The sequence below is a fragment of the Rhizobium glycinendophyticum genome (assembly GCF_006443685.1).
Classification (GTDB): domain Bacteria; phylum Pseudomonadota; class Alphaproteobacteria; order Rhizobiales; family Rhizobiaceae; genus Allorhizobium; species Allorhizobium glycinendophyticum.
This window is the reverse complement of record NZ_VFYP01000001.1, coordinates 755039-776520: the sequence shown is the minus strand read 5'-3', so window position 1 is coordinate 776520 and position 21482 is coordinate 755039. Positions and strand designations below refer to the sequence as shown.

Sequence of the window (21482 nt, the reverse complement as noted above, 5' to 3'; positions counted from 1 at the left end):
AGGGCCGGAGCGCCCGCCGCCGCATGTGGCTCGATCAGTATGCGTTCGCCAGTTCGGCGGCTGCATTGCTCGCGTCGTAGAACTTGTCTTCGTTGATCAGCACCGGCGGGATCGTCTCGCCATTCGCGTAACGCATCATGGTCTCGAAGGCCTTGGGCCCGAAGCGCGGATTGCACTCCACGACGGCTGCGATCTTTCCATCGACCACGGCCTGTACGGCTTCCTTGCCGCCATCGATCGACAGAATGAGGATATCCTTGCCGGGAACCTTGCCTGCCGCTTCGACTGCCGAAATGGCACCGATCGCCATCTCGTCGTTGTGGGCATAGATCACGTTTGCATCGGGATGCGCCTGCAGCAGCGCTTCGGCGACCTGACGGCCCTTGTCGCGGGCGAAGTCACCGGACTGGGAGGCGACGATCTCAAAACCGCCGGCTGCCTGGATTGCCTCATCAAAGCCCTTCTTACGGTCGTTGGCTGGGGACGAGCCGGTCGTCCCTTCGAGCTGGATGATCTTGGTCTTCCCGTTGGCATTCTTGATCAGCCACTCCGCGATGCGCCGTCCCTCCTCAACGAAGTCGGAACCGATGAAGGTCAGATAGTCTTCGCCGGCCTTAGCGAGCGAGGGATCTACGCTGCGGTCGAGCAAGATGACCGGGATGCCTGCCTTCTTAGCGGCCATGACGGCGGGAATGAGCGGCTTTTCCTCGCGCGGGGCAAGGAAGATCAGGTCGACGCCCTGGGCGATCATCGAGTTGACGTCGGAAACCTGCTTGGCAGCAGAACCGGCAGCGTCCGTGTAGACAAGCTGATGGCCGAGCTTTTCGGCCTCTGCCTTCATGCTGTTGGTCTGGGCGATGCGCCAGGGATTGTTGCTTTCGGTCTGCGCGAAGCCGACCTTGTAGGTTTCCTTCTTCTCCAGCTTTGGCAGTTCCTGGGCGTTCAACCCGAAACTCGTCATCGCGGTCACGGCGGCAAGCACCGTCGTCGTCAGAAAAGCGCGTCTATACATGTCTTCCTCCACTTTTAGCGCTCGCACCATGCGAGCGCTTTTCCTCCAAAACCTCAGGACCAGTTCACATACATGGTCTTCTTGCGCAGGTAGCCGTCGAAGCCGTGCTTGCCGTCTTCGCCGCCGATGCCTGAGAGCCCCCAGCCACTGTGGAAGCCCTGGACGAGTTCCCCGTTCGTCCGATTGAAGTAGATCTCGCCAAAATTGAGCTCGTTTGTGAGCCGCATCAGACGACGCAGGTCGCGCGTGTAGACAAAGGCGGAGAGCCCGAATTTCGTGTCGTTGGCATGGGCCAGCGCCTGCTCGAAATCATCAACGACCATGGCAACCGCCACCGGACCGAAGATCTCCTCCTGCATCGCCGGATTGCCGTTGGACGTGGCCAGAAGGACCGAGGGCGCCATGAAATGACCCGACTTCAGCCGCCCTTCGGTGATCGCTCCTCCGCGCAGAAGCTCTTCAGCCCCTTCCCGGACGCTGCGGGCGATAATCTCCTCGACCTTGGTCACTTCGCCGGCACTGATCTTCGGCCCCAGATCCGGATCTTCGAGCGGCGGGGCAATGGTCAGCGCGCGGACACGCGCCACGAACTTTTCCAGGAACTGCTCAGAGATCGATCTGTGCAGATACATGCGTTCATTGCAGGTGCAGATCTGCCCGCAATTGGTGAAGCGGGCCGTGACGGCGCTTTCGACAGCCGCGTCAATATCTGCGTCTTCCATGACGATGAACGGCGCCTTGCCGCCAAGCTCGAGGCGCACGACCTTGATGTCATCAGCACCGGTCCGGTAGATTTCCCGCCCTGCCCGGGTCGACCCGGTCATCGTCACCATGTCTGAAAGCTCGACGAGACGGCTGCCGGCGACGCGCCCGTCGCCAGTCACGACATTGATCACGCCGGCCGGAAAGCCGATCTTTTCAGCGAGTGCTGCAATGAAGAGCCCCGACAGAGGCGTGAACTCGTGAGATTTGAGGACGAAGGCATTTCCCGCGACAAGCGCAGGCCCGAGCTTGCGCGCGGCGAGCGCCGCCGGATAGTTCCAGGCAGTGATTCCGGTAACGACTCCGTGGGGAACTCGGCGAACCCAGATCTCCTCGTTGCGGGCATCGGAGGGCACGATTTCTCCCTCCATACGGCGCGCCTGTTCGGCGGCGTAACGAAGGAATGTCGCGGTGGCTGCGACCTCTCCGCGTGCCTGCCCGATCGGCTTACCTTGCTCCATCGTGATGATCTGAGCGAGCAGCTCTGCATGATCGTTTACCTGATCCGCCAGCAGACCCACGAGCCTGCCGCGCTCGACGGGGGCGAGAGCAGCCCAAAGGGGTTGAGCCAGACGGGCGGCTGAGACAGCTTCCTCTGCTTCCGCTGCAGACGCCATCGGCGTGAATGCGATCTCGGATCCATCGGCCGGATTCTCAACCGGCTGAAGGCTGCTTGCCGATCCTGACACCCACCGCCCGCCGACAAACATCTTCGTCTGGACAGGAGAGCCGCCACGGGCCAGCTCAGACAATTCGATCAACATATCGCCCCTTTTTGGTACGACCAAAATTTAGCCAATTAAGGCGCAGTACGCCTATTGCGTCAACCCGCTTGCCAAATAATATTTTTTCATCGTACCAAATTTGCGGATCTTGCGTCGCATGTCACTCCAAACTACAAAAGGCTATGACCACGATTGACGAAGACCTGAGTCCGAATAACGCCAAGCGAGCAGCATCGAACGTCATCCGTTCGCTGGAGCGCCAGATCGTTTCCGGCGAGCTTGCGGACGGCGCCCATCTGCCATCTGAGCGAGAATTGATGGAAATCTACGGCGTAAGCCGCACCGTCGTCCGGGAGGCGGTGACAACACTGGCAAGCCGCGGGCTGCTGGAGGCGAGGCCGCGCTATCGCCCGATTGCGAGGCGGCCGGGCTACGACACGGCGCTCAAGGCCGTCGAAGGCGCGATCGGCCATCTCCTGACCGAACCGGACGGCATCAAGAACCTGTTCAACTCCCGGATATTCCTGGAGATGGCGCTGGTGCGGCATGCGGCCCTGCATGCCAAGCGTGCCGACATCGAGGCACTGAAGGAAGCGCTGGATGCCAATGAGGCCGCGATCGGCCAGTCGGAGCTTTTCTACGCGACCGATGTCGCATTCCACGGGACCCTGTTTCAGATCCCGAAAAACCCTGTGTTTCCGGTGATACACATGGCCTATGTCGCCTGGCTCTCGCCCCATTGGCGCAAGATGCCAAGCATGCCGGAACGCAACGAAACGAATTTCCTGCGGCATCTCGAGATATTCACGGCAATCCAGAACCGGGATCCGGAGGCGGCCGAAGAGGCCATGCAGGCGCATCTCGTTTCAGCCTGGGAATTCGTCCGCGGGACGTTTCGCTGAACCTCATTCAACCGGAGCATGATGTGGTGACCAAAACCTATGACAACATCGTCGTTGGAGGAGGAGCAGCAGGCTGCGTGGTCGCCGCTCGCCTCGTTGCAGCCGGTCGCCGCGTGCTGCTTCTAGAGGGCGGCTATTCCAATCGGCATCCCCTGCTCGACATGCCACCCGGCATCTTCAAGATGATCAATGGCAGTCGCTACATGCACTACCATACGACCGATCCCCAGCCGCATCTCGATGGGCGTGCACATGACATCCCGCAAGGTAACGTTCTGGGCGGCGGCAGTTCCGTCAATGCGCAGGTCTATATTCGCGGCAGACCGTCGGATTACGAGGCGTGGAACGACATCTTGCGGGGCAACAATGACGGCGCCGACTGGAGCTGGAACGCTGTGCTCCGCCACTTCAGGGGGATGGAGGACAACAACCGTCTCCTGAACGAGCGACATGGCGCAGGCGGCCCTCTCAAGGTTTCTGATCCGGGCTATATCGATCAGATGTCGCGATGGTTCGTTCAGGCGGTGCAGGGCCTCGGCGAGCCCTTCAATCCCGACTTCAACGGCCTCTCCCAGCGAGGCGTCGGCTTCTACCAGTTCATGAACCGCGCCGGCAAGAGATCGAGCTCAGCCTACGCCTTCATCGAGCCTTTGCTCAAAGATCCCAGGCTGGACCTGAAACTGCAGACACGAGCCGAGAAGATCATCATCGAAAACGGTCGCGCGAAAGGCGTCCAGTACCGGGAGAAGGATGGTGCCACATCGGTGGCCATGGCGGACGATGCCGTCGTCTTGAGTGCAGGGGCTCTGATCACGCCGAAGCTCCTGATGCTGTCGGGCGTCGGCCCAGCGGACGAACTGAAGGCCCATTCGATCGACGTGGCGTTGGACTTGCCGGGCGTCGGGGAGAACCTTGTCGACCACCCGGAAGTGCCGATCATTTCGACGGCGAACGGCAAATATGGCTATCACCGCCAGGGCGATGGCTGGCGTATGATCCGCAACGGCTTGCAGTTCAAGCTCTTCGGATCTGGACCGATCACCTCGGCCGGGGTTGAGGCGGGCGCATTTGTCAATCCGGGCAACCCGGATGGTGAACCCACGATCCAAGCCTTCTGCGTTCCGATTGTCTACCTGGACCGCGATACGAGGAGCCTCGTCGACGACACCTATGGCCTGACGATTACGACGGTGGTGGTCAAGCCGAAGTCCAGGGGACACGTCCGCCTGCGGTCGGCATCACCATCCGACAAGCCGCGCGTCTCGCCAAACCTGCTGAAGGATCCGGCGGACATGCGCGAGATGATTGCGGGCCAGCGGTTTTTCCTGCGGGCTCTGGAGGCCACGCCGCTTAAGGAGCGGATCAGCAAAGTCGCTGTCCCCTCCCCTGCCGATCTCTCGGATGCGGCGCTGGAATTGCACTGCAAGCGCTTCGTCAAGACCAACTATCACCCCGCGGGAACCTGCAAGATGGGTGCCGATGGCGACCCGATGGCGGTGCTGGATGCACGTATGCGGGTCAGAGGGATCGACGGTCTGCGGGTGTGCGACATGTCGGCCGTGCCAGACATCAACGCTGGAAACACTGCAGCTCCGGCAATGATGCTGGGCGATCGATGCGCGTCCTTCATTCTCGGTGGCAATTGAACTGGCCGTTGTGAGCGTCATCTTTTTCATTGTTCCGGGATGAGGCCTTCAGGGACAGGTGGAGCCCGAAGCCACCATAGGCTTTTGAACGCGATCGACCACCACCGTTGTTGCCGATGTGAGGCGCAAATATGCCATTTGGTAAAAGCTCGCCTTACCCCCGGCTTGATGTTTCCGAGCGGAAATAATTGCCGCTCTCCCGCCATGTTGACGTCAGCCCAAAGCCAGGGCACAAAGATGGCATCCACGGTCGCTCGCGGCAGGAAAACATAGGGAAATCACAGGCTATTTTTTCAAGCCTTTCAAATCATGTTGAGCAATCCCGGCTGCTGTTCTTCAGTCCATCCGTCGTGTTTGAGCGGGTCTCGCTGAACTGGCTGGGGACCCGCTCGCAGTCACCGCAACTGAGCGGAGGCGGATCACCGCTCATCGATGTAGCTTGGGGAACAAGCTGCCACAGTTTGGCTCGCGTCGCTTGCCGCCCGCTAAAGGCGAAGAAAGAAGCGCAGCCAACGACCGCGCTTCCTCTTCATCCGACCCATTTCAATGCAATCCAAAAAGCCCGAGCAGTTCCTCTCGCTGGCGCACGAAAGCAGGCGCACTGCGATCGCGGGGCCGGGGCAAGTCGATGTCGATCAGCCGGGACTCCCCGCCCTTCTCGCGGGGCAGAATCAGAATTCGGTCAGCGAGGAAAATCGCTTCTTCGAGATCGTGGGTCACGAGCACCGTCGTTACGTCCTCCTCTTTCCAAATCCGTGCCAGTTCCTGCTGCATGCCGATCTTGGTCATCGCGTCCAGCGCACCGAGAGGTTCGTCGAGCAGCAGGATTTCCGGCTGGACGGCAAGCGCCCGGGCGATACCGACACGTTGCGCCATACCGCCCGAAAGCTGACGCGGATAGGCGGTTTCGAAGCCCTTCAATCCGACAAGTTCGACATAGCGCTGCGAGATGAAGTGCGCCTCGTCGCGGGAAAGGCCTCTGGTCTCCAATCCGAATCCAATGTTGTCGATGACGGTCAGCCAAGGCAGAAGGCGCGGTTCCTGGAATATGACGGCCCGTTCGGTGCCAACGCCGCGGATGCGACGGCCATCAATCAGGACATCGCCGCTGTCCGCATCTTCGAGTCCCGCCAGGATCCGCAGAAGTGTCGTCTTGCCCGAGCCGCTTGCGCCGACGATCGCCAGGCTTTCGCCCGAATGGATGGTGAGGTTGAGATCCTTCAGGACCGACAGCGGCTTTCTGTTGAGGGTGTAGGTCTTGGAGAGGTGACGGACCGTCACCTCTCCGCGAATGCTGTTGGACTGAGCGAGTGCCATGGTCAGTTGCTCGCTGTCTCGGGGGAATAGAGGATCTCGTTGGCCGAGAGCTGGCCCTCCTTCAGCTTGCCTTCACGGACGAGGACGTCGATCCAGAACTGCAGGTCGCGCTCGACTGCCTTGCCGCCTGGGCGCACGCCATAGCCTCGGAAGAACTGGGCGATGTCAGGGTTCTCGCCACGCTCGGCCAGTGCCTTGGCGAAGATCTTCTTGGTCTCCTCCGGGTTTTCGCGGGCATAGTCGAGGGCGCGCTCGGACTGTTCGACGAAGACCTTGGCGGCTTCGGGGTGTTTTTCGATGAAGTCGCGGCGCAGCACAATGAAGCCGCCGGCGATTTCTCCGAGCACATCGGTGTCGTCGAAGATCGCACGGAGCCCGCCCTTCTGCTTGGCAGCACCTTCAAAAGTCGTCTGCCAGTAGCCGAAGGCCGATACATCGACCTGACCGGAGCGCAGGACCTGTTCAAGCTGCGGGCCAGGAACGACGATCTGGTTGGCGGCATCAGACGGCAAACCGACGGAATGCAGAGCCTCGCGGATCGTGTAGTCGAGATGGGCACCGAGCGTGTTCACTGCGACGGTCTTTCCGGCGATATCCTTGATCTCGCGGATGGGACTGTCTTCCAGCACGTAGAAGATCGACTGAACCTCGTCGTTGATGCCGTTGGAGGGATAAGCCGCGACAAAGTCGTTGCCGCCGATGATCGAGTTCAAGACGGCCGAGGTGGCAGCACTGCCGATTTCGACATCGCCGGAGGCGAGCGCAATCAGCGAGGCCGGGCCGCCAGTGGCATAGCCGACATTCTCGATGGTGATGCCGGTGCCGTCGAAATAGCCCAGCTCGGCAGCCAGTTCATGGGCGGACAATCCGCCCTGACTGGCGAGATAGCGGAACTTGACCTCTTCGGCGGCGTAGGCGGAGCCTGAGAGCGCAAAGGTAATCGCGGCAGAGAGGAGGAGCTTGCGGGAATGGAATGTCATCGGAGTTTCCTTTGATAACGAGAATGGAGGGATGCGTGCGATGCCTGGTCAGGCCCAGCGGCACAGTCGCCGCTGCAGAAGGACGAGGACGGCGTTTGCGGCGAGGCCGAGCAGTGCGAGAAGCAGGATGGCCGCAAACATCAGCGGGATCTGGAAGTTGTATTGGGCATTCATCACCTGGAAGCCGATGCCTTTGTTGGCACCGATCATCTCGGCTGCGATGAGGAGCAGCAGTGCCGTCGTTGCGGAAAGGCGAAGGCCAACGAAGATCGCGGGCACCGAGGCTGGAAGCACGACACGACGGAATATCTGCAGAGAGCCAGCGCCATAAGTGCGAGCCATCTCGATAAGCTTCTTGTCGACCTCCTTAACCCCACCGATGGTCGACAGGAGGATCGGGAAGAGCGTCGCCCAGAAGATGACGAAGACCTTGGAAGCTTCGCCCAGACCGAGAAGCAGGATGAAGACGGGATAGAGGGCGAGCGCAGACGTCTGACGAAAGAACTGCAAGAGCGGATCGAGGGCCTGCTCGACAGCGCGCACCTGCCCCATGAAGAGGCCGAGCGGAATGCCAAGGCCAACGGCAGCAACAAAGGCAATGCCGGAGCGCTGCAGACTTATCGCGATATCATCGACGATGGCGCCCGAGGAGAGCGCCTTCCACAAGGCACCGATGATCTGATCGAGCGGCGGGAAGACGGATGCGTTCACCCAGCCGAGTTTCGACGAGGCCTGCCAGAGGATGAGGAAGGCGATCACGAGACCATAGCGGCCAAGGAAGGGCGTGATGACTGCCGTTGCCTGACTAAGCCAGCGGGGTGCGGTGTCAACATTCGGTGAGAGATCGAGGCCATAGGCCCGTCCGTGATGGATGTCTTCGTAGGACATGGGGGACCTCCTCATTCGGCGGCCTGCACGACCTGACGGTCGGCGGCATAGCGGTTGATCGGGAATGGCAGGCCTAGGTTTTCGCGAAGCGTCCGGCCCTCATAGGCGGTGCGGAAGAGCCCGCGGCGTTGCAGCTCGGGGATGACGAGATCGACGAAGTCGTTGAGGCCCGTCGGGAGCCAGGGCGGCAGGATGTTGAAGCCGTCAGCCGCTTCGTTCTCGAACCATTGCTGCAGCGTGTCGGCAATCTGCACCGGCGTTCCGACGATGGTGAAGTGACCGCGCGCCGAGGCGACCCACTGGTAGAGCTGGCGGATCGAGAGATTGTTCTCGTCGGCGATCTGGCGGATCAACGCCTGCCGGCTCTTCATGCCCTCGGTTGGCGGTGCCGGCGGAAGCGGGCCGTCGAGATCATATCCCTTGAGGTCGAGCGTGCCACCTGTCAGGCCATTGAGCAGGCCGATGCCGTCTTCCTCCAGGATCAGAGACGTCAGGCGATCGTATTTCTCACGCGCTTCTTCCTCCGTGCGACCGACAAAAGGCGAAACGCCGGGCATGATCAGGATATGATCGGGATTGCGCCCGAGGCCGCGAGAGCGGTTCTTGATGTCGCGGTAGAATTCCTGCGCTGTCTCAATGTGCTGGTGGGCGGTGAAGATCACCTCTGCCGTCGCAGCGGCCAGACCACGGCCGTCATCGGATTGGCCTGCCTGGACGATGACCGGATGCCCCTGGCGCGAGCGCGAGACGTTGAGCGGTCCCTTGACCTTGAAGTGCTCGCCCTTGTGAGCGGCATCATGCAGCTTACCGGGATCGAAGAAGACACCCGTTTCCTTGTCGCGGATGAAGGCATCGTCCTCAAAACTGTCCCAGAGTTTCTTGACGACATCGACATGCTCGGCGGCCCGCTTGTAGCGGTCGGCATGCGGGAGCTGCTGATCACGGTTGAAGTTCTGCGCCGTGGCATCGCCCGTTGTCGTGACCACGTTCCAGCCGGCCCTGCCGCCGGAGATGAGGTCAAGCGAGGCGAACTTCCGCGCCGTATTATAAGGCTCCTCATAGGTCGTCGACGCCGTCGCGATGAAGCCGAGATGGGTGGTGAAGGGAGCGAGCGCAGAGAACAGCGTCACGGGCTCGAAGCCGGCGACCCTTGCATTGCCGCCTTCTCGCGCGCCGCCGAAGCCGACGGCCAAACCGTCGGCAAGGAAGTAGGCGTCGAACAATCCCCTCTCGGCGGTGAGGGCCAACTGTTTGTGGAACTCGAAGCTGACGGCACCATCGGCTGGCTGATCCGGATGCCGCCAGGAGGCGATATGCTGTCCGCCGCCGGGAAGGAATGCGCCTAATCTGATCTTGCGTGTCATGGCTGGTCCTCTCTCACTCAATCATAGAATGAGGTCAGCCTACATTGTCTATAATTTATATAGAGAAATAGGATTGCGAAGATTCAGCCTCTCGGCGAATGGATTTTTGAATATGACGGCGATCTGAGACATCCGCGACACGGAAGCAAAAAGGCCGGAGCACTTAGCTCGCTCCGATCCGGAAACAGCTTGAACGCTACTTCATAAACTATGTACGATGAGCAAAATCATCCTTGGGGGCCTTCGGCCGGATATCTCCGCGATGCTCACCAACAAAGGCAAATACGGTCTGAAAGCGCTGGTCGACCTCGCGGGTCTGGAGCCAGGGCAGACGGCGTTCGTTGCCGACATTGCGACCCGCAACAATATTCCGAAGAAGTTCCTCGACACGATCCTGCTGGAGTTGCGCAACAACGGCTTCCTGCGCTCGAAGAAGGGGCCGCATGGCGGTCATGCGCTGTCAAAACCCGCAGATGAGATCATGATCGGGCAGGTCATCCGCGCCCTTGACGGGCCGCTGGCACCCATGCGCTACGCCAGTCGCACGGCGTTTGAAGCCTGCGACGATTGCCGGGACCCGGCATCGTGCCAGATCCGCATTTCCATGACGCAGGTTCGCGAAGCCATGGCCGCTGTTCTCGACACAATGACGCTCACGCAATTCGTAGCATCGGAACAGCCCGATCAGGATCTGATCACCGGCGAGTGATCCACGGAACAGCGCAAACGCGAAGTGTCCAGTGCGAGGCAGAACCGATCGATCTGTGCAAGATCGATTGGCGGATCGTCCACCTGAATGCCATCGATCAGGGAGGCTGCCTTCTGGATCATTGCGTCCAGAAGTTCGAGTTCGATTGCGGCAGAAGGATCTGCCCCTGAGGTCAGTGTTTTCGCGCTAACTCGTCCGCGGGCTGCGGCAGCCGTCAGAAATGCCATCATCAGTCGTGACAGACAGTCCGCATTCTCACCGAGGGAAAGAATGTAATCGGGATGGACGGTTAACTCCGGTGATGCATCCTCGCCGCGGAATGACACGCGCTTGCTGTCCAGAATGGCGGCCATCGATTCAGAACTTGCTCCTGATGCCCTTATGATCTGCCAATCCGCCGCACTGATCTCCAAGTCCGACTCACCATTGTCCAAAGCGAAAGCCAGACCCGACTGTACAAGCCTCGGTGGCGGAACACCCTCGCGACGAGCACTCAAGTCGAAGACATCGCCCAGCACCACCCGTCCGTAAATCGCCTTGCGCTGTTCTGCCGATCCGCTGGTGCGCACCAGTTCCAAGGCAACAAGATGCCGGAGCAATTGCTCCGCCGCCTTTGCGTTCCAGATGGCCAGCCGGCTGACGGCCTCGGCGACGATGAGGTTCGAGATATCTGCTCCCCCGAAGCTCGCGGGAATCGACATGGCAAGAAGCCCACTTGTGGGCAGACTGGAGACCTGGTCCAGATTGTGACTGGTCGCCGAAGGTCCCAGGCGATCGAGTGCGGCCAAGACATCAGCCTCACGCGTCAGTGCAGCCGGTACGGGTCGCAATCGATCAGCCGTCGATACCACCATCAAAAAGACCCTCCTCCACTCAAGCCAGAGTTACGTCACTGCGTGGTATTTGCCATTCTGATACAGGAGTGAACTCCCACCGCTCAAGCGTATCGAAAGGACGCGACCGATCAGGATGACATGGCTATGTCGCTCGATCGCCTCCTCGACCTCACAGTCGAGTGCTGCAACCGCATCTTCCAGCACTGGCGCTCCGCTGGCAAGCCTTGTCCATTCGGCCCCAACATAGCGCTCGGGTCCCTTCAATCCACCAATGCCCGCAAAGCGGTTTGCAATCTCCTGATGGGCCGCACCAATCACATTGACCGCGAAATGGCGGTAACGCTCAACGACGGGCCAGGTGGAGGAAGATCTGTTGAGGGACACCAGCATACGCGGGGGATCGACGGACAGAGCCGTCGCAGAGGTGACCGTGGCTCCCGAGCGCTCAGCACCTTCACCCGCCGTAATCACGCTGACACCGCCGCCCAGCGTTCTCAAGGCCTCCTTCAAACCAGCCGTGTCGGCTGGACGATCGGACACTGGGCGAAGGCGCGGCTCGCTGAATTCGCTTGCGATAAAAACGTTCATCTGACCTCTCCGTGCAGACTGCATCTCAAGCATGGGTAACAGCCGAGGAACCGAAGCAGTAGACAAGCGTTTTTAATCTCCATATATTTTATAGAAAATATGCCCAGATCTGCCACCCGCGAACCGGAAGGAAGACTGCCATGTTGAAGATCAGGATCTCGTCCCCGAGACTGCAGGCGCGAGCGCCGGGCCCCGGCTCTCGCGTCGCAATCATCGGCGGCGGATATACGGGCGCGATTGTTGCCAAACTTCTCGTCGAGCGCGGGATCCGGGACATTGAAGAGGTGACCATCTTCGAGCCCCGCGAGCAGCTCGGATGTGGCCTTGCCTATGATGTCAAGAACCTTGATGTCCGCCTGAATGTCGCAGCACACAGAATGCGCGCCATCCCTGGCGCTCCGACAGCCTTCCTCGACTGGCTGCAGACCAGCGGAACGCTCACGGTGGATCCAGATGCCGTGACCCCGGAAGGTATCTTTGCCCGTCGTAGGGATTTCGGACGGTTCATGCAGGTGCAACTTGCGCCCCATCTCGACAGTGGCGCGGTGCGACACGTCCGCGATGTCGTTCGGGTTGTCGAGCGACAGAATGAGCAGTGGCGGATTTGCGGGGCTGACGGCACCATCGTCATGGCCGACATTCTGATCCTCGCGACCGGGCACCCTCCTGCCTCTAGGCCACCCGTCATCGACAGGCTAAGTGCTTTGGCAACACGTCGTGTGAAAGAGGTCCTTGCCGCTGATGCGTTCAACGAAATCGGCGAGAGCGATCCCGTCCTTGTCGTCGGCTCCGGTCTTACCGCCATTGATGCCCTCTGCCGCCTAAAGGCCCTTGGCCATACCGGGACCGTCAGCCTCCTCTCCCGCACAGGCCTCATGCCGAGACCGCATGCCGGCGGTGGCTTTTCACCCTTTGGTGACTTCAGCAGCACCGACCTTACGTCGGCCAAAAAGCTTCTATCGAAGGTGCGAGCCACGATCAAAGATGCGCAGGCGCAGGGCATACCCTGGCAGTCCGTGTTCGATGCTCTGCGTCAGCACGCACCGTCGTTGTGGCAAGCGCTGCCGATGCGCGAGCGACAAAAATTCCTGAGGCGCCTCCGCCGCTGGTACGACGTTCATCGGTACCGGATGCCACCCCAAGGGGCCGCCATCCTCGAACTGGGCATCGGCACTGGTCGGGTCAGACCGGAAACGGGCGATCTCATGTCCATCAGGGTCGACGGACAAGAGCTTCTTGCGGAGGTGGATACCCGCGGAGGAAAGACTGAGTTTCACTGTCGCCACATCCTTTTGGCGACTGGTCCTGATTTCCGGTCCTATGCGACCCACCAGCGGTTTCTGCTTGGCATGCAGCGGGATGGCTTCATCCAGTCGGATCGGTTCGGTCTCGGCCTCGCTTGCGACAGCGCGGGCCGCGCTATCACAGCCACCGGAACCCCGAACTCCACGCTCTTCGTCGCCGGACCGCCCGCTCGCCCAGCATTTGGTGAGCTGACAGGTGTCCCGGAAATTGCCGCACAGGCTGCGAGCTTGGTAGACCGGATCATCGGCTGTTGTGCCCGCGAGACGAGGACCATCGTCATTAACCCACCAATGTGAACGGCTGGCAACTAGCCTTGCCTAAGCCCGTAGCGAACAGCCCCACACCTGCGACAGGACGAAGGAGGCCAGCGATTTGGTGGCGGCGCGGCGCGCAAACTGTTTAGGCCGGTTTTTCGCTGAAAATCAGCGACTATTTCTCGCAGAAAAAGGGACGCTTTTCAACAACTTGAGCAATCCCGGCTGCTGTTATTCAGTCCATCCGTTGCTCCGAAACGGGTCTCGCGAAAATTGGCTGGGGACCCGCTGTATTCATAACGAGCTTTGGGTGACGGGTGTTGTCCGCTTCCACTGTATAACCAACGCGCCAGTGCAGCAGGTCCGGCCCAATCTTATGAAAGAGCCAGACGCTTTAAACGCTCGCCCGAGCGGCTTTAGCCCAAGGTGACCCGCCGGCCGGTCCGAACGCTTTCCAGTGCCGCGTCAGCGAGCTGAAGTGCAAGCAGGCCATCTTCACCGCTGGGCGAGATCAACGCCCCGCTTTCGATCGCAGCAATAAACCCGGCTATTTCATTGGCGTAGGCTTCGGTGTAGCGGGTCATGAAGAAGTCGTGCAGCGGCGGGCGGGTATAGCCTTCGGCAGTCGCCACCTCAATCGAGATCGGGCGCTGGTTTTCCGCGCTGGCCGAACCGAATGAGCCGTGAACTTCGATGCGCTGGTCATAGCCATATGTGGCGCGTCGCGAGTTCGAAATCACAGCCTGGCGCCCGGTGACCGTCTCGAGGATTACGGTCACACTGTCGTGGTCTCCTGCAGCGCCAATAGCAGGATCGACCAGAACAGCAGCGTGAGCAGAGACAGATGCGATCTCTTCACCATCCAATAGGAAGCGCGCCATGTCGAAATCGTGGATTGTCATATCGCGGAAGATGCCGCCGGAACGGCTAATATAGTCAAGTGGCGGCGGACCGGGATCGCGGGACGTGATGGTGATCATTTCAACCTTCCCGACACGGCCGTCGTCTATCGCCTGCTTGACCGCCATGAAATGGGGATCGAAGCGGCGGTTGAAGCCAACCATCAGCTTCGCGTCTGTCTCCTTGACGACGTCGATGCACGCTTTGACGCGAGCTATGTCCAGGTCCACTGGCTTCTCGCAAAAGATCGCTTTGCCTGCCCTCGCAAACTTTTCGATCAGGTCGGCGTGGGTATCGGTCGGTGTGCAGATGATCACTGCATGGATGTCGCGGGCCGCTTCGATTTCATCAATGGTGCGAACCTCTGCGCCATGCTGAGCCGCGATTGATTGGGCGGCGGCCGGAAAAGCATCGGCCACGGCGACTAGCTTTGCATCCGGATTGCTGCCGACAGCCTTGGCATGGACGCGTCCGATACGGCCCGCGCCCAGAAGGGCGAAGTTTACGGTCATGGTCTTCTCTCCTATCGGCTCGGTCAGCCGTTGATCATGGTGTTGAAGCGGGCGAGTTCGTCGGCTGGCACACCGACATTATGTCGATCAGCAGGATAGGCGCCGCTTTCGACGTCGTGACGAAATTCGCGGAAAGCGGCAATCCGCTCTTGCTGAAGGCGGTCGTACTCCGCCGCGAAATTGCGATAAGTCTTGGCATGACGTGGGACGTGGCCACGGGTTTGGCCGAGCACGTCGTCAGCGAAAAGATACTGCGCATCACAGCCAGCGCCCGCGCCCATGGAAATCATGAAGAGCGAGGTCTTTGCACTGATGATTGCGGCGACTTCTGACGGAACGACCTCGATTTCCGCTGCGAAAGCCCCCGCCTCTTCCAGGGCCTGGACCGCCATCCAGATCGAAAGCGCGCTTTCGGCCGTCTTACCGACAGCCTTGAAACCGCCGGTCCAGGTTGCCTTCGAGGGGATGAGGCCGACATGACTGCAGACCGGGATGCCTTCGTCACGCAGCCTGCGAATAATGCCGAGGCTGGCTGCGCAATAGACGGCATCGCCGCCCGCTCGCATCGCCTGGAAGGCGGCTCGGAGATACTCCTCCGCTGTAATGAAGTCGCCGTATTCCAGGCCTGGAACAGCAAACACCGTCGGGGCCGCTTCGCGGAAGGCTGGTCCGAGCAAGGCCGGGGGAACGGAGACCATTTCGATCCCGGCCTTTTCAGCAGCCTCTGCCTCTTCGAGCGTGACAACCCGCAACATGCTCAATTGCCGCTTGCCCTTGAGTGCCAGGATGTCGGCGACAGTGGGACGTTTCGATTTCATGGATATTCCTTTGGCGCTTGGCGCCTACAAAAGGGATTTGAGTTTGACAGCAGGGTCGGCGAGCGCTGCTGGATCCGGATGTGCCCGACGCGCGATCAACATCTCAGCAAGCCGTATATCGCGCGCAACGGCGCCTCCCCGGCCAAGGCCGCTGGCTGCGAGAAGTCTTCCATCACCATCGAGGTGAAAGAGGATTTCCGCGTCATCGGACAAGGGGCGAGCAACAGTTGCGACGGCGCCGTCGGCTAAGCCGGCCACCTGCAGCGTCAAGTCATATTGATCCGACCAGAACCAGGGTACGGCGTCGAAAGCTTCGGCCCTGCCGAGCATGTTGGCTGCCGCCGCGCTGCCCTGCTCCTGAGCGTTTCTCCAGGATTCGAGCCTAACGCGTCGGCCGCCATAAACTGCAACAGGATAGGAGCAGCAGTCACCGGCCGCGAAAATGTCCGGATCGTCAGTGCGCAGATGATCATCGACTGCGATGCCGTTTTCGAGGGCCAGCCCGGCTTGTCCGGCCAGAGCGGTATTAGGCTCTGCGCCAATCCCCACCACCAGTGCATCAGCGTGGATATGCCGTCCGTCGACGAGGCTAATGATCACACGTTCTTCGTCCTCAACGATGCTCGCGACCCCCACGCCACAGACAATGTTGACGCCCTCTTCCTCGTGGCGAGCCTGAAGTGCCAGAGCCAGTCGTTCTGGCACACCGCGCATCAGCACACGCGGCTGCATTTCGATCAGGGTCACCATGGCTCCAAGGTGCCGGCCCATGGCTGCAAGTTCCAAGCCGATGAAGCCTCCGCCCAGGATGGCGAGGTGCTGGCCCTGCCGCATCGCGCCACGAATGGCAGCAGCCTGCTCTACAGTCCGTAGGGCGTGAATGCGTGTCCCAAAGTGCAGACCGGGTAGCTTTCGTGGCGAAGCCCCTGTTGCCAGAAGCAGTCGCTCATAAGCGAGCGTTTCGCCGCTGTCTAAAAGCAGTGAATGCGCGGTGCGCTCGATGGCGCAAACGCGAGCCCCCCGGCGGTACGAGATTCCTGCTTCGGCGAACCGGGCCTCGGCAACGATTGCCCGCACGATTTCGGCCTCGGCTCCTGCCTTTGACAGGGGCGGCCGCTCATACGGCAAATGGGGCTCATCTCCGATGAGGCTGATCGTCCCCTGATATCCTTGTTCGCGTAAGGCGAAGGCGGCGCGGACACCCGCTTCGCCCGCGCCAACAATGACCATGCCGGAGTTGGCCATGTTAGCCGACCTGGATCAACACGCGACCGCCTTCGACCTTCACAGGATAGGTCTTCAGGTTGACGCAAACGGGAGCGCCCTTAGCCTCGCCCGTCTTGTAGTTGAAGCGACCGTTGTGTTTCGGACATTCGATGATGTCGTTCATCACCAGACCATCTGCCAGATGAACATGCTCATGCGTGCAGTGGCCGTCGGTTGCATGGTATGTGTCCTCCGGGCTGCGATAGACAGCGAAGCTCTTGCCCTCGTGGTCGAAGCGCACGACATCCTCTTCGTCGATTTCGTCCGCCTCGCAGACGTCAATCCAATTGCTCATTGCGTTCTCCTCCCCATTCTGAATTCTTGAAAGCCAGCCCGTTTTACTCGGCCGCTGGGGCCATAGCCTCGCCATGAAAGTCTTCGCGATACGGCTTGGCGGTCGGCGGCAGTTGCCGCTTGAGGAAGTAATCCTCATTGCGGAGCTGGCGCAGGAAGGCCGGGATCATCTCGCGATAGCCATGGAGGATCGAGGGGTTCGGCGCTGGCAGGTCATCCTTGATCATGGCGTGCAGCTTGGGCAGCGCGTGATAGGGCACCATCGGAAACATGTGGTGTTCGACGTGGTAGTTCATGTTCCAGTAAATGAACCGACTGATCGGGTTCATGTAGACGGTCCGGCTGTTGAGCCGATGATCGATGACATTGTCCGCAAGGCCACCATGCTGCAGCAGGCCCGTCATCACGTGATGCCAGGCGCCGTAGAGACGCGGCAGACCTATCAACATGAAGGGCAGGATCGATCCCAGGTAGACGGCGACTGCTCCCGTTGCAAGATAGATCGCCAGCCAGATGCGCGCGACCCGGATGGCCTTCGGCTGTTCGCTTTCAGGAACGAACGTCTTTTCTTCAGCGCTGATCACCCCGAAGGCATTACGAACCATGTCGATCAGAGCGTGCCAGGTATCGAGCAGACCAAAGAAGTTGAGGACCAGCCGCACAAGATCCGGCGGACGCATGACGGCGATTTCCGGGTCTCGACCAACGATAACGGTATCGGTGTGATGCCGGGTGTGGCTCCAACGCCAGGTGACCGGATTGCGCATGATCATGAAGCAGGCGATCTGGTAGACGACGTTATTCATCCACATCGTCTTGAAGGCCGTGCCATGACCGCATTCGTGCCACCGGCTGTCAGATGCCGACCCGTAAAGCACGCCGTAGGCGAGGAAGAATGGGATCGCCCAAAAGCTGCCCCAGAAATAAACGCCAAGGCCTCCGAAGACGATCATGGCACCGAGCCAAATCGCAGTGTCGCGAATAGCCGGGCCATCCTCGCGCTTCATCAATTCCTTCATCTGCTTGCGAGGAACATCGGTGTGATACCACTCGGCCGCCGAAAGCCCATTGGCAACCGCTGCCCGGGCATCACGTCCCAAAAGGCTGTAATCTCTCTTGCTTGCTGTGCTCGCCACGACTTCCTCCTGCCTGTCCGGTTCTGGCCGGACCATTTCGCTTGACGAATGCCAGAAGGAATATCGCGGATTTCGATCCACTCAATGGGGCCTTGATATATTCTATCATTTCACATCATATAGACGTCTACAGATGATAGAATGACCTCAGAAAGGAACGGGTATGGCATCGCGTCCCACTATTGCCGACCTCGCGAAAGCGGCAGGCGTAAGCGTTGCGACCGTCGACCGTGTGCTGAACGGTCGACACAAAGTGCGGGAAGATACAGCAAGACGGGTTTACGACGCAGCAAACGAGATCGGCTTCCATGCAGTCGGCTTGCTCAGGCAGCGAGTTTTCGAGGGACTGCCCCAATACAAGTTGGGATTCGTGCTGCAGAAGCCGGATCATCATTTCTACCAGGCGTTCGCGCGCGAGATTGAGATCGCAGTGCAGAACCATCCCGGAATACGGGGTGTCGCGCAGATCGATTTCTGCACATCTCAGACACCTTCTGAACTGGCAGACAAGCTTCGGGAGGTAGGCGGACGGAACCAGGCCGTCGCAATGACTGCGCCTGACTATCCCGCTCTGTCTGTGGTCGTCGAAGAACTGAAGGCGAAAGGCGTGCCGGTGTTCTCGCTGCTGTCGGACTTTGCCTCCGGCATTCGGGAGGGATATGTCGGTCTGAACAACCGGAAAGCCGGGAGAACGGCAGCCTGGATGATTGCCAAGACCGCGAAAAAGCCAGGTAAAGTCGCGGTTTTCGTAGGCAGTCATCGGTTTCACGGGCACGAGCTGCGTGAGATCGGCTTTCGCTCCTACTTTCGCGAACATGCTCCTGACTTCGAGGTTCTCGATACCCTAGTAAACCTCGAGACCGTACAGATTACGCATGAAGCAACGCTCGATCTGCTGCTGCGCCACCCCGATCTCGTTGGCTTCTACGTTGCGGGTGGCGGCATGGAAGGCGCTATCTCCGCCATCAGGGAAGAAAAGCTCGGCGGAAAGCACATTGTTGTGGTCAACGAACTAACACCTATCTCCCGCGCTGCGCTCGCAGATGAGGTCGTGACCATGGCCATCGCCACTCCGCTCGCAAACCTTTGCCGAGAACTGGTTCAATTGATGGTGGAGGCTGTGGACAGCGGTCCGGCCACCGCTCCTGGACAAACATTCCTTCCCCTGGAGCTCTACGTACCCGAGAATATCTAGGAGAAGATAGAATTCCATCATGCCAATCGGCAAATTCTATCATGAATGAAATAGAATACCTCCATTTCCGCTTTGACGAACGTCATGAAACCTGATGATTTCGACGTCAGCGGCCCTGAGGAGGAACCGAGGGCCTGCCAGACACCTCGGGAGAATCTTCATGGCTGCGCCCACTTTCGCGCTCAACCACATGGTTGCGCCACAGATGCCGCTTGGCGCCTTTTTCAAGCTTGGCAAAACTCTTGGCATCCACCAGTTTGAGATCCGCAACGACCTTTCAGGCAATGCCATCCTAGACGGGACCTCGCCGTACCAAGTACGAGAGCTCGCCGCAGCAGAGGGTGCGGAAATCATTTCCATCAATGCCCTTCAGCGCTTCAACGAATGGACTCCGGCGCGCGAGGAAGAGGCGCGTAGCCTTGCAACCTATGCTGCGGCATGCGGAGCCAAAGCACTCGTTCTCGTTCCAGTCAACGATGGCTCGGGCAAGCTCGAAGGCGAACGTCAGGGCAATCTTCGTGTAGCCCTTAAAGGACTGAAGCCGATCCTCGAGCAGGCCGGCATCATTGGTCTGGTCGAACCGCTAGGCTTTCAGATCTGCTCGCTGCGCTCCAAGAAGGAAGCAGTCGATGCCATCGATGCTACTAACGGGGTCGATCGTTTCCGGCTTGTGCACGATACCTTCCACCACGAGCTAGCAGGCGAACCAGAGCTATTCCCGGCCATGACGGGCTTGGTGCACATATCTGGAGTGGACGACGCTCAGGTCAGCGTAGACGACATGCGCGACCCTCATCGGGTGATGGTCACAGACTTAGATCGCCTCGGCAATGTCGTCCAGATCCGCGCGATGCTGGCACAGGGCTACGTGGGCCCCTTCTCTTTTGAGCCTTTCTCCCCTTCGGTCCATGCCACATCCGACGTCGTCGGTCTCGTTAAGGGCAGCATGGACTTCGTGAGAAATACGCTCTGATCAAATCCCGAACGGCCAGGAGGAGTTGGGCGTCCGGGCGAATTGCCTCCGGGGAGGAGGCGTGCCGGCTTTCAGGGGTGTTGCCGGGCACCGCACAACATGTGGAGGAATGACAAATGAAGAAACTCGTAGCAGGCGCCCTTCTGGGCGTGCTGATGGCATCCAGCGCAATGGCAGGCAATATCGGCGTCTCCATGGCGAACTCTGACACCTTCCTGACTGTCCTGCGCAAGGGCATCGAGAAAGCTGCTGGTGACGCAAGCCAGCCTGTTCAGATCGAAATCGCCGACGACGATGTCCAGAAGCAGCTTTCGCAGATCCAGAACTTCATCGCATCCAAGGTCGACGCGATCATCGTCAACGCCGTCGACACGTCGGCGACCGCTCCGATGACCAAGCTGGCCAATGACGCCGGGATTCCGATCGTCTACGTCAACCGCATGCCGTCTGACGTTGACGCACTGGGTCCCAAGGGCGCTTTCGTCGCATCGGACGAAGTCGAATCCGGTACTCTGCAAACCAAGGAAGTCTGCCGCATTCTCGGCGGTAAGGGAGACATTCTTGTCATGGTCGGCGACCTCGCCAACCAGGCAGCCGTTCAGCGGACCAAGGATATCCATGACGTGATTGCGACCCCCGACTGCGCCGGGATGAAGATCCTCGACGAACAGACTGCTGTCTGGGATCCAGTCAAGGCGCAGGATCTGATGACCAACTGGATTGCGGCTGGTCACAAGCCGGCTGCTGTCATCGCCAACAACGACAACATGGCAATCGGCGCTATCAATGCCATGAAGGCCGCTGGCTGGGGCATGAATGAGGTCGTGGTTGCAGGCATCGATGCCACCCAGGAAGCCCTCGCCTACATGAAGGCAGGTGATCTCGATGTGACGGTTTTCCAGGACGCTTTCGGTCAGGGTGCAGGTGCGGTCGATGCCGCCATCAAGCTCGCCAAGGGTGACAAGGTAGATGCCAAGGTCTGGATCCCCTTCCAGCTCGTCACGCCTGAAAACATGGATCAGTTCGTCACCAAGAACTGATGCAAGGATGAAGAGGCTCGCCGTCACCAAGGCGGCGGGTCTGTCATTCGGGGAGGATCT

20 protein-coding genes are annotated in these 21482 nt (G+C 59.8%); 7 read left to right on the top strand and 13 right to left on the bottom strand.

Annotation, left to right across the window (positions count from 1 at the left end):
* Positions 1-34: 34 nt before the first annotated feature.
* The gene (locus tag FJQ55_RS03695) at positions 35-961 is read right to left on the bottom strand and encodes an ABC transporter substrate-binding protein (RefSeq protein WP_246085119.1); all 927 of its coding nucleotides are present in this window, start codon (positions 959-961) and stop codon (positions 35-37) included.
* A gap of 104 nt (positions 962-1065) precedes the next feature.
* A complete protein-coding gene (locus tag FJQ55_RS03690) occupies positions 1066-2538 on the bottom strand; it encodes an aldehyde dehydrogenase family protein (RefSeq protein ID WP_140826350.1) in 1473 nt (490 codons plus the stop codon).
* 143 nt (positions 2539-2681) lie between these two features.
* On the opposite strand from FJQ55_RS03690, the gene FJQ55_RS03685 reads away from it, so the two are divergent.
* A complete protein-coding gene (locus tag FJQ55_RS03685; RefSeq protein ID WP_140826349.1) occupies positions 2682-3401 on the top strand; it encodes an FCD domain-containing protein in 720 nt (239 codons plus the stop codon).
* 26 nt (positions 3402-3427) lie between these two features.
* Positions 3428-5047 (top strand): GMC family oxidoreductase, encoded by a 1620-nt coding sequence (locus tag FJQ55_RS03680; protein ID WP_140826348.1) that lies wholly within the window; start codon positions 3428-3430, stop codon positions 5045-5047.
* Between the two features lie 543 nt (positions 5048-5590).
* Here FJQ55_RS03680 and FJQ55_RS03675 read toward each other — a convergent pair.
* Genes FJQ55_RS03675 through FJQ55_RS03660 form a run of 4 tightly spaced genes read right to left on the bottom strand, consistent with a single transcriptional unit; the run spans position 5591 to position 9596 of the window.
* Entirely contained in the window at positions 5591-6364 is a 774-nt protein-coding gene (locus tag FJQ55_RS03675; protein WP_140826347.1) for an ABC transporter ATP-binding protein, read from the bottom strand.
* A gap of 2 nt (positions 6365-6366) precedes the next feature.
* Positions 6367-7344, bottom strand: a complete 978-nt coding sequence (locus tag FJQ55_RS03670; RefSeq protein WP_140826346.1) for an ABC transporter substrate-binding protein — start codon at positions 7342-7344, stop codon at positions 6367-6369.
* 48 nt (positions 7345-7392) lie between these two features.
* Positions 7393-8232: an ABC transporter permease gene (locus tag FJQ55_RS03665; RefSeq protein WP_140826345.1), complete on the bottom strand. Its 840-nt coding sequence runs from the start codon at positions 8230-8232 to the stop codon at positions 7393-7395.
* Between the two features lie 11 nt (positions 8233-8243).
* A complete protein-coding gene (locus FJQ55_RS03660) occupies positions 8244-9596 on the bottom strand; it encodes an LLM class flavin-dependent oxidoreductase (protein WP_140826344.1) in 1353 nt (450 codons plus the stop codon).
* Between the two features lie 262 nt (positions 9597-9858).
* Between FJQ55_RS03660 and FJQ55_RS03655 the strand changes: the two genes are divergently transcribed.
* Entirely contained in the window at positions 9859-10305 is a 447-nt protein-coding gene (locus FJQ55_RS03655) for an Rrf2 family transcriptional regulator (RefSeq protein ID WP_140826343.1), read from the top strand.
* Here the strand turns inward: FJQ55_RS03655 and FJQ55_RS03650 are convergent.
* Together FJQ55_RS03650 and FJQ55_RS03645 are read right to left on the bottom strand one after the other, a co-directional pair.
* Complete coding sequence (locus FJQ55_RS03650) at positions 10281-11159, bottom strand: acyl-CoA dehydrogenase family protein (protein WP_140826342.1); 879 nt, start codon at positions 11157-11159, stop codon at positions 10281-10283. The two genes, FJQ55_RS03655 and FJQ55_RS03650, sit on opposite strands and share 25 nt — an antisense overlap.
* A 30-nt stretch (positions 11160-11189) precedes the next feature.
* Positions 11190-11729, bottom strand: a complete 540-nt coding sequence (locus FJQ55_RS03645) for a flavin reductase family protein (RefSeq protein WP_140826341.1) — start codon at positions 11727-11729, stop codon at positions 11190-11192.
* Between the two features lie 140 nt (positions 11730-11869).
* On the opposite strand from FJQ55_RS03645, the gene FJQ55_RS03640 reads away from it, so the two are divergent.
* Complete coding sequence (locus tag FJQ55_RS03640) at positions 11870-13330, top strand: FAD/NAD(P)-binding protein (RefSeq protein WP_140826340.1); 1461 nt, start codon at positions 11870-11872, stop codon at positions 13328-13330.
* Positions 13331-13704: 374 nt separating this feature from the next.
* Here the strand turns inward: FJQ55_RS03640 and iolG are convergent, their stop codons facing one another.
* Genes iolG through FJQ55_RS03615 form a run of 5 tightly spaced genes read right to left on the bottom strand, consistent with a single transcriptional unit; the run spans position 13705 to position 18250 of the window.
* Positions 13705-14700, bottom strand: a complete 996-nt coding sequence (iolG, locus tag FJQ55_RS03635; protein WP_140826339.1) for an inositol 2-dehydrogenase — start codon at positions 14698-14700, stop codon at positions 13705-13707.
* Between the two features lie 23 nt (positions 14701-14723).
* Positions 14724-15518 (bottom strand): 3-methyl-2-oxobutanoate hydroxymethyltransferase, encoded by a 795-nt coding sequence (locus FJQ55_RS03630; RefSeq protein ID WP_140826338.1) that lies wholly within the window; start codon positions 15516-15518, stop codon positions 14724-14726.
* 24 nt (positions 15519-15542) lie between these two features.
* Positions 15543-16763, bottom strand: coding sequence for an NAD(P)/FAD-dependent oxidoreductase (locus tag FJQ55_RS03625; RefSeq protein WP_140826337.1), 1221 nt, complete (start codon positions 16761-16763; stop codon positions 15543-15545).
* A gap of 1 nt (position 16764) precedes the next feature.
* Positions 16765-17079: a MocE family 2Fe-2S type ferredoxin gene (locus FJQ55_RS03620; protein WP_140826336.1), complete on the bottom strand. Its 315-nt coding sequence runs from the start codon at positions 17077-17079 to the stop codon at positions 16765-16767.
* A 43-nt stretch (positions 17080-17122) separates the two neighbouring features.
* Positions 17123-18250, bottom strand: a complete 1128-nt coding sequence (locus FJQ55_RS03615) for a fatty acid desaturase family protein (RefSeq protein WP_425467497.1) — start codon at positions 18248-18250, stop codon at positions 17123-17125.
* 127 nt (positions 18251-18377) lie between these two features.
* Between FJQ55_RS03615 and FJQ55_RS03610 the strand changes: the two genes are divergently transcribed.
* From FJQ55_RS03610 to FJQ55_RS03600, 3 genes are all read left to right on the top strand, one after another.
* Positions 18378-19409, top strand: coding sequence for a LacI family DNA-binding transcriptional regulator (locus FJQ55_RS03610; protein ID WP_140826334.1), 1032 nt, complete (start codon positions 18378-18380; stop codon positions 19407-19409).
* A 160-nt stretch (positions 19410-19569) separates the two neighbouring features.
* Entirely contained in the window at positions 19570-20382 is an 813-nt protein-coding gene (locus FJQ55_RS03605; protein ID WP_140826333.1) for a TIM barrel protein, read from the top strand.
* 116 nt (positions 20383-20498) lie between these two features.
* A complete protein-coding gene (locus FJQ55_RS03600) occupies positions 20499-21422 on the top strand; it encodes a sugar ABC transporter substrate-binding protein (RefSeq protein WP_140826332.1) in 924 nt (307 codons plus the stop codon).
* The last annotated feature ends 60 nt before the right edge of the window (positions 21423-21482 follow it).

Bases quoted from the DNA above. Each gene is read 5' to 3' on its own strand.
- FJQ55_RS03670 (WP_140826346.1), bottom strand. From the start codon at position 7,344: ATGACATTCCATTCCCGCAAGCTCCTCCTCTCTGCCGCGATTACCTTT.
- FJQ55_RS03600 (WP_140826332.1), top strand. From the start codon at position 20,499: ATGAAGAAACTCGTAGCAGGCGCCCTTCTGGGCGTGCTGATGGCATCC.
- FJQ55_RS03660 (WP_140826344.1), bottom strand. From the start codon at position 9,596: ATGACACGCAAGATCAGATTAGGCGCATTCCTTCCCGGCGGCGGACAG.
- FJQ55_RS03640 (WP_140826340.1), top strand. From the start codon at position 11,870: ATGTTGAAGATCAGGATCTCGTCCCCGAGACTGCAGGCGCGAGCGCCG.
- FJQ55_RS03620 (WP_140826336.1), bottom strand. From the start codon at position 17,079: ATGAGCAATTGGATTGACGTCTGCGAGGCGGACGAAATCGACGAAGAG.
- FJQ55_RS03655 (WP_140826343.1), top strand. From the start codon at position 9,859: ATGCTCACCAACAAAGGCAAATACGGTCTGAAAGCGCTGGTCGACCTC.
- FJQ55_RS03650 (WP_140826342.1), bottom strand. From the start codon at position 11,159: ATGGTGGTATCGACGGCTGATCGATTGCGACCCGTACCGGCTGCACTG.
- FJQ55_RS03675 (WP_140826347.1), bottom strand. From the start codon at position 6,364: ATGGCACTCGCTCAGTCCAACAGCATTCGCGGAGAGGTGACGGTCCGT.
- iolG (WP_140826339.1), bottom strand. From the start codon at position 14,700: ATGACCGTAAACTTCGCCCTTCTGGGCGCGGGCCGTATCGGACGCGTC.
- FJQ55_RS03695 (WP_246085119.1), bottom strand. From the start codon at position 961: ATGACGAGTTTCGGGTTGAACGCCCAGGAACTGCCAAAGCTGGAGAAG.
- FJQ55_RS03665 (WP_140826345.1), bottom strand. From the start codon at position 8,232: ATGTCCTACGAAGACATCCATCACGGACGGGCCTATGGCCTCGATCTC.
- FJQ55_RS03605 (WP_140826333.1), top strand. From the start codon at position 19,570: ATGGCTGCGCCCACTTTCGCGCTCAACCACATGGTTGCGCCACAGATG.
- FJQ55_RS03630 (WP_140826338.1), bottom strand. From the start codon at position 15,518: ATGAAATCGAAACGTCCCACTGTCGCCGACATCCTGGCACTCAAGGGC.
- FJQ55_RS03645 (WP_140826341.1), bottom strand. From the start codon at position 11,729: ATGAACGTTTTTATCGCAAGCGAATTCAGCGAGCCGCGCCTTCGCCCA.
- FJQ55_RS03690 (WP_140826350.1), bottom strand. From the start codon at position 2,538: ATGTTGATCGAATTGTCTGAGCTGGCCCGTGGCGGCTCTCCTGTCCAG.
- FJQ55_RS03610 (WP_140826334.1), top strand. From the start codon at position 18,378: ATGGCATCGCGTCCCACTATTGCCGACCTCGCGAAAGCGGCAGGCGTA.
- FJQ55_RS03625 (WP_140826337.1), bottom strand. From the start codon at position 16,763: ATGGCCAACTCCGGCATGGTCATTGTTGGCGCGGGCGAAGCGGGTGTC.
- FJQ55_RS03685 (WP_140826349.1), top strand. From the start codon at position 2,682: ATGACCACGATTGACGAAGACCTGAGTCCGAATAACGCCAAGCGAGCA.
- FJQ55_RS03615 (WP_425467497.1), bottom strand. From the start codon at position 18,250: ATGGTCCGGCCAGAACCGGACAGGCAGGAGGAAGTCGTGGCGAGCACA.